The following is a 13,549-nucleotide window of genomic DNA, read 5'->3' on the forward strand; positions in this document are numbered from 1 at the left end:
CTCTTGCATATTTTCCCAATCACTTGTTTTGTTTTACTTTGTTCTCTTTATGCCAAAAGTCTTTCTCTGCTCGAACGAAGATTTTGTCGAGAAGTTGCTGATGGTTTTGGCATTGCTCTTTACTTCGGGGTTGTTCATGTTCGGCGAGAATGTTGCATCAATCTCAGCCTTGTAAATGTATGCGCCTGTACCCACAGCCCTGTCTTCCTTGGTGCGGATACCCGACGGCCCCTTGTTTGCCCATTCGATAGCAAATTCAACCATGTTGTTGGCAGAAAGATATTGCTTCGGATCAACATTGAAGGAGTTGTGGAATCGGTTGACAAAGCTTCCGAGGTTCGAGTAAATAGGAATATTGAACCTGACGAGGAGATTGTCCCAAGCACATTCTTCACCATAAGAGGCTCCGCGCGGTACGGTGAGTTTCACGTCGAAGATGGCGCCGCCGATGTCGGCAGAGTCGATTCCTGCAAGCGTAATCTTGCCGTTCTGAATGAGGTCGAACTTGCTCGTTGTCGGATTCTTGATATAGAAGCGCATTGTTTCGGCTACATCAACCTTCGAGCGGTTGCTGGAGTTTGCATCATTGACGATTTCGCGCAGCTTGACATCGTATTTGATGACCGGAGTTCCCTTACCGTTGACAAGGATCCAAGGTACTTCAAATTCAGGATAGTTGCCGTTTGCATCCTTGAAGGTACTTGTCATCATGGAACCCATTCTGACGTAGTCGCCTTCCATCACAGTGCCGGCAAGGTCACCTGTGTAGATGAGCGTGATACCAGCGTTATACTGCATAAAGTTCCAGTTCGTGAAACTGGTGCTGAACGCATTGGACTGCTTTTCTGCACGTTTATGTCTGTAGAATTGCTGTGTTTCGTCGGCAATGACAAGCGGTTCACTTGCGACAATGCTTAAGATGTCGGTGGTTGCTGTCTGGTTGATTGTTGCAGAAACAAAGACCGGACCAACCTTATCTTCGGCAAGAACCGTATTCGTTTCGGCGGCAGCACCTGTTCCGAGGTACTGTGTCACAAGACCTGCGTTCGTAAGGACCTTTCCTCCTGGGAGGGTGCCTTCGTAATTGCCAGCGGTATTACCGAACTGGAATGGCTTTTCAAGGTCAATGGAGAGATTTTCTCCGATGAATACGAACTTGCTCTTTTCAACCGTGAGTGTTTCGGGCTTTGCCATACCAAAGATGATTTCCAACTTTTCTGGCGTATGCTTTTCGTCGAGCGGCTTTTGGAATGTAACATCGACATGGCTTGCATAACCGTTCTGGAACTTGTCTGTGATAACGGCGTATGTCATCGGAATCGGCAAAATCTTCAGGAGGATTTGAACCTTTTCCGGTGTGCAGATGCCAGCAACTCCGTTGCCGTTCAAGTCGGTGATTGTTCCTGTTACATCGAGCTGACCCCACATGCCGGCAGTTACCATAGATCCGTTTCCGGCATCATAGGCGAGTTCGAAATCCCAAATGTTCTTGGCTTCGTTATAGAGCTTAGCTGAGACAACTGTTGGAATCGCAACCGGGGTGATTGCATCTGCGCTATAAAGGACGAGCGGGAATTTTGTACCCGGAGCAGAAATCGGTTCGCTGAATTGCAAGTAAAGGTGATCGGTTGTCGAAGTATCCTGACGTTCGAGGATTGTTGCAGAGAGCAGTGCCGGCGAAATTCCATCGGAGTAGATGTCATCGACGATCTTTGATGCACCTTGGATTGTGCTTTCGAGCGTAATCTTTCCTGTTGCGTTTGTCACGATTTCTTGCGGGACAGAAATCTCAACAATGAGAGACTTGCCTGTCAAAGACTTCACCTTGTTTGATACGATGGTTTCGTTACCGTAGGTGAACGAAATAGAAGCGAAAGACTGATTTTCTGCGTATTCCGAGGACAGCGTGATATCCATGGCGTCAGGAATATGGTCGCAGTTCAAGTCCACAATCTTTGCGACATCGATAATCGGCCAAGGCGGAAGTTCTTCGATGGTGAGTTCGGCGTTAGCCGGTGTATAGGCGTAATCTGCCGTATTGCCGTGTGTAGCAGAAATCGTCGTTTTCACGGCTACATCGGAACTGACGTAAATTGTTGCGACGCCATCGTAGAGCGTAACTGTCGTTACCGGGATGGTTGCCGTCGGGTCGGTGTAGAAGCGAACATTCGGGTCTGCTGTAATGAGATCGATGTTCAAGCTCTTTTCTTCCGTGATAACGTCCAGATTGCTATCGAGGAGCGAAATCTGGACTTCGACGAACTTGTCCTTATAACCGGTAATGGTTGGCTTGTCGAATACGAGGTAACGCTTTTCGAGCGGCTTGGTGATACTGTCGATTTCGACGTTCGTACGTACAACAGCGCAGGCGCAATCATACTTGTTTTCGGTCTTCTGGTTGGCGTTTCTGTTGTGCCAGGTGACCCATTCAATGTAGTTGTTGCCGTAGGCAAGCGTTGTATCGATTGTGCCGAAGGAAATGGCGTCCGTACGCTTGGGATTTAGATATTCAAATGAATAGGGATCGCTGTTCTTTTCAACGGCATCGAGGAATCCGTTCGGAGTAATCGTGCTTGTGGCCGAATAGGTTGTTACCGGATCCACTTTTTCGACGGAGTGAATTGGGCTTATGAACGGGCTTGAGAACGTTGTTTCGATTGAACGGTCAACTTGAGGGCCTTTATCCGGTGTGTAATCCGGACCGTAGCCGTAAATGTATGTGCCGTGGTAGTATGCTGTGACGTATGCAGTTTTTCTGAAAGCTTTTTCACCTACACCATCAATGATTTCTACATACATGTTGGAGTTGGATTCTTCTTTATATAGCGGTCCTCGCTCCAAATTGATACCTTCGAAGTATTCAGGATCATCTGCTGCGGTATGGGGCCTAAAGGACCAACTGTTTTTGAGGCTTCCGTATGTGGGGTTTATAATAAGTTCAAAGAAGTAGCTACCAGATACAGCAAGTTTTCCCTCGATGTGGACTGGCATATAATAGCCTTTTTCTACGGAGTCCTTCATTGATGTTACATTATAGGCTACAGGAGTGCCGAATTCTATGATAGGCATGCCAACGGAATATCCGGAACCATCCCAAATGGACTTGTTGTTGCTTGATCCTTGGACTGCTACGGGGAAATAGAATCTTAAATCAAGATCGTTGTATTCCACCGAGTCTTTGTTTCGGACGATGACGAGGAACGTATTGCATTTTGTCCAGTCGGAAGTGTTTCTACATCCATCCTTGTTGAGAGGCTTGACGTTGATATCCATGTTGACTGTTGTTGCGTATTGCTCGGTTGTGAAAGAATATTCTTCGGAAGTCGTTGCTCCGGAGGATACGGTAAAGTAGTATGTCGTGCCGGCTTCAAGTCCGGTAAGGACTGCTTCGTGGAAAAGCGCTACACCGCCATTTGCGACTACTTTTTCAGTATAGGATCCTTTTGTTTTGCCGAAATGGACCATGCCGTCTAGACGGTCCGTGCTCCACCAGTAAATTTTAGCGCTGCGGTTATCCACCTGGCAAATGGTAACACCCTTGATTTGTGTTGTTGTCGATGTCATGGTGAATTTGTACCAATAACCATGGTTATCATCTGTGGTGATGTTTCCATGAGGGTCAACGCCTTCAAGGAAGAAGTAATACGTTTGGCCCGGAGTTAGACCAGTGAGCGTTACGGAGCCTTCTTTGACCGCTTCGGTGAGCTGTATGGATTTTGCGGTATTGGCATTTGTTGTTACATCATAGGAAACGGTTACGAGTGCGAGTTCGTCGGTCTTCCAGCTGATAATTGCTGTAGAATCCGATGTGGGGATACCAACGATGTCGCTGAAAACAGGACCGTCGTTATCGGGCGGGAGTTGTTCTGCAAGGCTTTGTGCCGGGAACAGGAACTGAGCCGAGAAGTCGATACAGGTTTCTGTCGATGTGTATTTTTCCCAGTCTTCAATCAATGGTAAATTCGGAGCGCGTCCACCCATCAATGCGCCGATGGGGCACTTGTAATCGTAAGGAATGCCGCCACCTGCATTGTAACCATCGGGGTTTGCGGAACGGTTATGCGGGTGTTGCGGGTTCTTGTCGCCTGCACCGAGCAAAAGTGAAATATCCCAGGGGTTGGCGCCCAGTACGTAATACATGTTGTCCAAAGCGACTTTCAAGTAGCGTTCGTCTTTTGTAAGTTCATACAAAAGGAATACAGCCACTGCAGAACCCATGTTGTAGCGCATCACGCCCCAGTCAAAGCTGGTCCACACCAAGTTGTAGGGAGGTTGCACTTTGAGCTTGGATGTGCCTTCGCGAGGTTCTGCATTGCCGGAACCCGGATAAAGAACTGCAACGGAATCACCCGTGGAGTTGGTCTCGACTTGTTTGCGGAACGCAGCCATCACGCGCATCGAAAGGGAATCTCTTTCCAATTGTGAAAGTCCGAATTTTGTTTCGTATTCGGGATCATTCAAGATCAACTTTTGCATGGCGAACAGAACATAGGCGAATAGATTCTGGTAGTCCGTTGCCCAAGAGTTGTTGAAGCCCTGGTCCATAGCAAGAATCCCTTTAGGGAAAAATGCCAAGTCAAATTTTGCATGCCCATTTTGGTTCATGTCCGGATTTTTATACAAGTCATACGAATATGTGGTATCTCCGGTAGCATACCAAAGCGACACGGCTGCCGCTGCAGCATCGTCTTCGCAAAGTCCCATACCGCTATAGTATCCTTTACCGTTAAAGGTTATGCCATCTTCGTTATACTCGTATAAAGTTGCCTTGCCTCTTTTAGCGCATTTGTCTGGACCTTCATATGATTCTGTGTATTTTAAGTATGTCGGCTTCACAATTTTTGCATAAATTGTTTTTGCTGCATCTAATAGTCTTTCAGAGTAAGAAGGATTGATCCATTTAAACCCGGCGGCAACGTTTGCCAAGGTGGCTGTGTAAATGCCGGCAACGTTAGTTCCGATACCTTTGAGAACAAGTCGGTCTGGACCTCCTTTGTTATAAGGTTGCATATCTTGGTGTTCGGGCACATCCCAGAAGCTGTGATCCCAATCGCTCATACCCACGGTATGGTACATATCGCCTTTTTCAATAAGTCCTTCGGCAACAGAGGCATCGTAAAGTTTCATGATATAATCGGCACCGATTTTAGCTTCATAGAGAATGTCCGGAATGCCATCTCGAATTGTGTCTGCATATGAATGACCGAAACGGTCTTCAGCCTTGTCAGGGTAGGTGAGGTAAACCATTGAAAGCACGTAAGCTGCATAACCGACGGTTTCGGCGACTTTAAAATGGTCACCACAGTCATGCCAACCACCGGTAAGGTCATGATTTATTTTTGAACCATCCTTCAAGTGGCAGGCTCCGTGGAAGTGCGAATCGGTATTACCGCAACGTTGAATTCCAAAGAACATCAACGATTTTTCAAGAATGGAGTTGTAAATATAGGGGCTGATATGGAATGTTGCCGAGGTATCTTTACCCACAACGATGAAGTATTCACCCACTGTTGATAGCGTTGTGAAATCAGCGCGGTAGAGAGTTTCTGTTCCCGTCGAAGTTGTGTCCCCAAGTCTCATTAAGTCTTGGAGGGAGTTGAAGGATACTCTAACTGTTATACCTGGCTTGGTAACAGTTCCTATGAGGGTGAGGTTTCCTCCACCGGGAACTTCTTTTCCACTGTTGGCGTCAATGACTTTGAACGTCTTTTCTGTAGGGTCTGCAACATAGGCATACTTGTAATGTTCGGGCTTGAATCCGCTTTGGTTCAAGCGGATGGGACGCCTGTTAAAGACGTTTACCGAATCGTTGTGTATACGCGTGCAAGTTTTGCAGGTCCTGTCGAGATTCGGTAGACTATGAGTATTTGCTGCCAGAGAATGCTCTATGCAGAATAAGGATAATAAGAAAATTGCACTAATAAGTTTTTTCATACGTTTATCTTTTGTTCTAAAAATAAAGAGCCGCCAGGACTGTTAAATCCTGGGGCTGTTGTTTTGTTATTTCTTTCTCTTAAAGCCGAGGGTCTTTGTTTTGTTGCTGGTTACTCTACCGACTTTAGCTCCGATTTCAGAACACTTGGCCTTGTAATCGTTGTTGGCTTCATCGAATTTGGCTGCGCAGAACGGTTCTGCAGTGAAGTCAAACTTAGCGATGTAAGCGCCGGTTCCGATCTTGTGCCCCTTCTTGGCGACTGGTGCTTCGTTGTCTTTAGCGGCCCATTCGACGTTGAGCTTGAGGGTTCCATTATCGGTAAAGCTTCTGATCGTTGCGAAGTTTTCTTTCGGAATATCGAGCGTGTAAGTGTTGATATACTGCCCAATGTTATCGTAGAGATCCGTGACAATCTTCAGGTGGAAATCGTACATCGCTAAGCCTTCGTGTGTTATGAAACTTGCGGAAGGCATCACGACTTCAATTTCGAAACTCGGACCCGAGCTAACGTAAGCGGCGTCATCCACTTGACCAAGGAATGTCCCGTTGCTACTAATAAAGTTACGCTTGCCGTTGATTACTGCTGATGTTACAAATGCATCGTTCTGCGTTTGTTCCGGACGGCCGATGTTAGCACCAACCTTCGGTGTAGCGACAGGTTCCTTTAGCGTTACCGTAAAGCGAACATTGTCATCACCGGTGATGCGCACGTAGGGGTTATCTATTGTCGGCACGTTGTTGTTCTTGTCGATATAAGCCGAACCAAGTGTCTGCGGAACAAGGCGTACGCGGTCTCCGGCGTGGAATACGTTATCCTTTTCGTTATAGGTGAAAATGTAGGATCTGCCGGAACCCTGCGGATTTTCAGACGGAATGTATTCGTCACGTTCACGCTGGATATATTTGCCCGATGCGAGCATGTTGAGCGGTTCAGACATGTTGACGTTGAGTATTCCGTTATTGATCATTCTTGCAGAAGAAATAACCGGAGCGCATTTGTCGTACAATGTGAAGTTTGTTTCGAAGAATCCGTTTGCAACGCCCTTCATCGGCGAAATTGTTCCATTTCCGTCCTTGTCACCGCTTGTAGAGCCGTATGGATAAGCGTGCGTTGCCGGAATGGTGATATCGATAATGCTATAGGTGTTGACAGAATCCTTTACCGTGACGGAATCGACTTGGACTTGGAACGGTGCCGAAACAGAGTCGCGGATGGTCCAGTAAGCTTCCTTCGGAACGATTACGCCGGTAGATGTATCTGCTGTAGTAACGAAGCTGCGGGTGATGCCCGGGTTGCCCCAAATCGTCACGATACTGTCGAATACATCCTTGTTTTTGAGCTTTCTTTCGAATATGATGTGGACCAAGTCCGGAACGCCATCGCCTTCCTTGTCAACCATTTCTGCATAGTAAATCGGGACTGGGCGAGAAATGAGCGTTACAGGCACGCTCGGGTTGCAACCCAGCGGATTAATTTGGTTGAAGTTCTGGTCGGTAATCGTGAATCCGCCTGCGGTTCTTGCGCTAGCCAAAGCTCCGACCGGAACGAGTGTATTGTTGACATTGCCGCTGATAACCAGCTGCCAGGTCTTGCCGTTGTTTGTCGTTGAAGCTGCTCCGACAACTGTCGGAACTCCGACCGTACCAGCGATAACGAGCGGCCATTCGTTTACAGACGAGAGGATGACTGGTTCGGAGAATGCAATCATGACGGTGTCGAGATCGCTGTTGTCTGCTTTTTCGAGGATAGATACGCTTACGAGAGTGGGGAGGATGCCATCAGAAATCTTGATGGATTCTGCGTTTGCGGTTCCCTTGTCGGTAATGTAAGTCGTAATCTTGCCTGTCGGATTAGCATTGGTCTGGATAAGGCTTGTGTCGATTGCGATGAGTATTTCGTTCATTTCGGCATAGTTGGCTGCAACAAGCGGGAGCTTGACTGTATCTGCCATACCTTCGATAAAGTAGCGGATACTGTCGAGTGTGTAGCCTTCAGTAAGCTTGTTCGTGAACTTGATTCTCAGCTGGTCTGCCTTGTTGTCGCAATTGCTGTCTTCGGCGAGAGCGACTTGCGGCGACGGGATCTTGGATTCAGCAAAGAAGGAATACTTAGAGATATCTTCTTCGTCGTTCGGGTCTATATAGGTGACCACGATTGTATCGCCTGCGAAGAAGGATATTTCAGAAGTCTGGTTCCTTGTTTCCTTGCTGTGGCTGATTGCGGTAATCGGAGCGCTGACATAGTGTCCCGGTGTTGCCGGGTCAGCCGTCAAGGTCACCTTGAGAATGTCGTTCTTCTTGTTGTTCAGGACTTGAACTTCGAGAGTCTGGGGGTTGGTCTTCTTCTTGTCTTCGTCCTTCAAATCGATAATGAATGTAGTTCCTTCAGGTGCAGCAGGGCTTATGACCGGAGTGCCTGTTGTTGCATCTTTGAGAACCAAGATGGATGCTGTTGCATCGCCCTTAGAGAATTCCACATAGAATGTTCTGTTCTCGAATGCGCAACCGCCATTTTCAGTGCAAGCATCGCATGTTGGATCTGGGCCTGCAAAGATAGTCACGTCGACCTTGTTGCTGCCGATCGTCATCTTCACAGGAATATCGAGAACCCATTCGTCAGTCGGAATATCGTATTTTGCGACGACATCTGTTCCGGCTTCGTTCAGAATCCATCTATCAGTTCCTTCCGCAAAGACTTCGCCGGTGACTTTAACACCATTTGCCCAAATCTTTGTCACATAGCCGCCTTCGGTAATTTTGACTCGACCCTTGACGTGGACGATGCTGCTCGGCTGGTCCATATCGATATGGGAACCGTTGGAAAGGTTGAACGGAGCGTCTAACTTGAGGTCCATTCTGTAGTTAGCCCTCTTGGTTTCCATTTCCTTCTTGGACGGGCTGATACCCCAGATGAACTGGTCTTTACGATAAACGGCAATATAAGGATCTATAGGAACATTGACGTCAATATCGCCGTAATCTTTGGCATATACAGGCATGCCTTCGTAATCGGCGCCATCTTCCAAGTAACTATGCGGGCGCCAAGACCAGTCGCCAGAGTTCTTGCTAAAGCGTTTCTTGCCGGGTTGACGTAATGTTTCGCAAGTCTTGTAACCATCGTTCGAAATACCGTAAGAGAAGCCGAAGTCTACGCGGAGGCGGGACTGGGACTTGATAACGGTAGAACCGAGCTGGGCCGGGAAGTAGTAAGAATATTTACCGGTAGCCGGGTCATAAGTGTCGTCGAGACGGACTGGCAACGCGGCTCTCATCAAGTCTCTGAGTTCGCGGTCGTTTTCGCACGGAACGCTAAAACCACCTTCATCGTATGCAAAGCAGATATCGGAGTCGATCAAGGTTGCGCATCTGTCAACTTCTTCTGGCAATGCAGTGAAGTAAAGGCGGAGCGTCAAGCTGTCGAATGGTCTTGCTTCGTTGTTGTAAATGTTCAGGTTCAAGAAGTCCATGTCGGAGAAAATGTATTGGTAGCCACGAACACTAAAGTCGTACCAGGTTACAGGAGTCTTGAATTTAAGAAGTTCGCCCTTGTCGTTGAGGTTTACAATGATTCCGTTACTTTCGACCATGAAGTAGTAGGTCGTGCTTTCTTTAAGACCGCCAATTTTCACATAGTGGAATTGTGTCGGAATGCCGGAAACGTCGGCGTTACCGGCTCCGGTGTTGTATGCAAATTCTGCAGCCGTAGAGTGCGGTATGGTATCCCAGTAAACTTTGGATTCGTATTCGCCGTTGGGGGTGTACCACATGATTTCGGCACTGTCGGCAGTGACGTTACAAACCGTGACATTCACGATGTTTGCGTCTTCGAGATTGGGGAGCGTCATGAAGCTATATGGAGTCTGGGTGCTATCGACGCGGAACTTGGTCTTTGTATTTTCAGGCTTGTATGCGTTAGCTCCTGTGACATAGAAATAGTAGGTAGTACCTGGTTGCAAGTCACGGAGAACGATATTATGCTGAACGCCTGCGGTTCCGTCTGTTGCCGTCAGATTGTACTGGCCTTCGGTTGTGCCGTAAGAAATTGTAGCTGTTCCGCGTTGGGTCAGTTTTACGGTCACGATGGCTGAATCCAAGCTCACATGGCGGATTTCAACGTCAATGTCTGGAGCAGCGGTCTTGTCGATTTTTTGTGATGCAAGACTAACCGTACTGACAAGCGTTGCTGCTGCATCAATACAGACTTCGGACATTTGATAATTTTCCCAAGAAAGGGTTCCTCCGCCGGCATTTCCTCCAGAGCCATTCATGTGCTGGTTCGGAGGTACTGCGCCATAAAGGGCTCCGACAGGAACTTTATAGACGTAGTTTGCTCCGGGAACGTTTTTACCTTCGGGGTTGGCTGCACGATGGTGTGGGTGGGCATCGTTCTTATCGCCAACGCCCATGATAAAGGAAATATCCCATGGGTTCACGCCTAGCAAGTAGTTCAATTGGTTGATTCCGAATTGTTTTGCTTCGGCAGCTTTCCAGTTTGGGGTGCCCATAGCAGGGAGTGCTATGCCTTTCTTTTCGATATCTGCTGCGACTTCGGCGTAGGCAAGAACTTCAAAAATGTCGCCCGCGCGGTAACGGTTGTAAATCCAGGTCTGGTCCGTGTGCATCGTGTACCAAATCTTGTCGTAAGTAACAGAGCTGCTTTTCCAAATGTTGGGGACGTTCGGGAATTGGAATGTCTCTGTAACACCTTCGTCATAGCGCATATCGCCAAGGTTTACAATCATGTTGGCAATGCAGTCTTCGACGGCGTTTAGCCATTCAGTTTCTGTAAGGCCGTATTCAGTCGTTGCTTTAGTCTTGTCTGCAAGAATTAACTTATAGAGGGCGTAAAGAGCATAGGCATAGGAGTTTGCCCAGCTTGTGTTCTTTGTATTCTTGAGGAATCCCTGGTTTTCCGTGACAAACCAACCACCTTCGAAGAATACTGGACCTCCATTCTGGGAAATAACTTGCTCATTGAACATGTTCTTGTTTCGAATCATGTCGTCGGCATATTGTTTTTTGCCGGTAGCGTAGAGAAGGCCTACGGATGCAAGTGCCATGTCATCTACAAATTCGTTATTTCCGTTATATGCCGGAGACGAAATAGCGAATTGTTTGTTGTGAACAATTTGTTTTCCGCCATCATAGGTGTTTTTGCCTTGTGCCAAAGCCTTGGCGAAATCGTACATCTTTTCGGCAACCATGATGCAGCTATCTGCAAAATTCTTGTATTCGGGGAAATAGTCCTTATACATCTTGCCGACAAAAGCGAGTGCTGCTGCTGTTTCGCCACCAACGTTAGCACCGATTTCTGCGAGACGGACCGGCCTTGAAGCTGGACCACCGCGGTCCCTTGCAATTGTAGACGTATCTACAGGCAAAAAGTCTTGGTTTTCAGGGAGGCCCCACCAGCCATGGTCTGTTCCGTAGTTACCGATAGAGAGGGCCATGTCGTCAACAACGCCTTTTGCTCGTTTGAAAGAACGGAGTACAAAGTCGGCTCCGTGTTTAGCTTCGCGGAGCATGTCCGGGATAGCATCTGTGGTGGAGGTGATACTTTGGTTAAATGCGTAATGGTCTTCGTCAACATCTGGATTGGTTGCGGCCATCAAAGCCATAACCATGAAGGCATACATCTGGGTTTGTGATTCCTTCAAGTGGTCGCCGCAGTCGTAGTAACCGCCTTCGAGAGTTCCTGCCATGGATGCATCGTAATATCCTCGACCAGCATCTAATGGACCATCTATAACTAGACCACCGCCATCTTTCGTATGGCTCTTTAGGCGATTGCGGAACCATGATTCGGAAAAACCGCTGCGGTTGATGCCGTAGAACTTGAGCGCAGCATCTTTTACCATGGAGTAAACTTTTTCAGAGACGATGAATGTACTCGAAATATTGTTGCCAACCTTGATACGGAGACGGGTTTCGGTAGGCACGTTCTGAGGAATGTTACCGTACATGAGTTTTCCGGAAGGGCCGGATGTGGTAACTTGATAACGCTTTTGGTCTGCTGTTGCTGCGTTTGTACCGGCAACAATTGTCCAATCAGATGATGTGGTGCTGCCTGTAGGCTTGAGTGTTCCTGTGAATGCTGGTACAAATGATTTTCCGTCGATATCGACAACTTCAAAGGTGGTCTCGTTACCGACGTAATAGAACTGACGCTCGGGGTCGCTTTCCAAATAACCCGCTTGGTTAACACGAATCGGGGAAATCTTGACGTTCATGGCGTCCAAGTACGCTTGTTCAAGCGTATCGGGAATCATCGCGTTCGGCGCATATTCTTTAGGAGTTAGTTTTTTCGGCAGAACGTTGTGCTTTCTCGTAACAGTGGTGTCGAAATCCTTAAATACCGTACTATCCCATGTTAATGGGAATACGGGGCGAAGCAATTCATAAGGAGTTGGATCTTCAGCCATTACGGTCGTGGCTGCGCACAATGCAAACAGAAACTTCTTAATACTCACTTTGTCTCCTTTGTATAACCAAAAAAGCGGGCAAAACAAGTCTTGCCCTCTAGCTATAATCTCTCAAAAGATAAAATAGATTATTTATGAAAAAAAGTTTTGGGATAAATGTTTTTTTGTTCTCAAATTATACTCCATTTTTGCGTTTTTTTCTTGGGGTGTAGTATATAGACTTTTTAGGTCCCTTTTTTTCAAAACTCCCGTGTTTTGAAAAGTTTACAAAAGTTAAATTGTTCAAAAAAAGACCGTCCTTTAGGGCGGTCTTTAAACTTGGTAAAGCGTTTTTAGAATCGCTTATTAGTCCCCAGTGAAGATGATAACGAGGACAGAAGCAATGAATGCTGCGGAAACGGCGATGAATTCCCACGGATTGTCCATGACTGCAGACTTTGCGGTGCCGCTGGTTTCGTTTTCGACTTTCTTCTGTTCTTCTTCAGCCTTTGCCTGAGCTTCTGCTTCGGCGGCCTTCTTTTCTTCTTCGGCCTTGGCGAGAGCGGCGGAGTCTACAGGAGCTTCGGCTGCCTTAGCTTCGAGAACTTCTGTTGCTTCAGCGGCCTGAGCCTTAGTGGTGTCTACGACAGCTTGTGCCTGAGCCTTAGCGGAGTCTGCGGTTGCTGCGACTTGAGCTTGCGTTGCTGCTGCTGCGTCAGTTGCCTGAGCTTTTGCGGAATCAACTACTGCGGTTGCCTGAGCTTGTGCTGCAGCGGCCTGTGCTTGTGCAGCGTCAGCAGTTGCAGTTGCCTGAGCCTGAGCTGCGTTTGCGGTGTTCTCGGCAGCTTGGGTTGCAGTAGCAGTTGCTTCAGTAGCTTGAGCCTGTGCTGCAGTAGTAGCTGCTGCAGCCTGCGTCTGAGCAGCGGCGGTGGCTTCTGCTGCCTTTGCTTCTGCGGCGGCCGGTGCTTCGGCTGCTTTTTCTACCTTGGCGGCAACAGCCTTCTTTGCTGTGGCGGCCTTACTAACCGTTTTTGCTGCCGGAGCTGCAAAAACCATAGCTGCCGAAATCATCGTGGCGAGCAGAATCTTTTTCATTATTCAATCCTCTTATAAAAATGAGTTTTTTGTTTCGTTATCAAAAATAATACATCTTATGTGATTTTGGTCATAAAAAAAGTAAAAAAGTTCAAAAAATATGTGAAAAAGGGGGATG

General features: G+C 47.5%; 3 protein-coding genes. All 3 read right to left on the minus strand.

The window, feature by feature from the left end:
- Positions 1 to 33: 33 nt before the first annotated feature.
- Positions 34 to 5,772: a glycoside hydrolase family 9 protein gene (locus tag BUA34_RS01070; RefSeq protein WP_254794263.1), complete on the minus strand. Its 5,739-nt coding sequence runs from the start codon at positions 5,770 to 5,772 to the stop codon at positions 34 to 36.
- 228 nt (positions 5,773 to 6,000) lie between these two features.
- Positions 6,001 to 12,405, minus strand: a complete 6,405-nt coding sequence (locus BUA34_RS01075; RefSeq protein ID WP_072826900.1) for a glycoside hydrolase family 9 protein — start codon at positions 12,403 to 12,405, stop codon at positions 6,001 to 6,003.
- Between the two features lie 297 nt (positions 12,406 to 12,702).
- A complete protein-coding gene (locus tag BUA34_RS01080; protein WP_072826901.1) occupies positions 12,703 to 13,431 on the minus strand; it encodes a hypothetical protein in 729 nt (242 codons plus the stop codon).
- Between the last annotated feature and the right edge of the window lie 118 nt (positions 13,432 to 13,549).

Source organism: Fibrobacter sp. UWB12 (assembly GCF_900142485.1).
GTDB lineage: Bacteria > Fibrobacterota > Fibrobacteria > Fibrobacterales > Fibrobacteraceae > Fibrobacter.

Bases quoted from the DNA above. Each gene is read 5' to 3' on its own strand.
- BUA34_RS01080 (WP_072826901.1), bottom strand. From the start codon at position 13,431: ATGAAAAAGATTCTGCTCGCCACGATGATTTCGGCAGCTATGGTTTTT.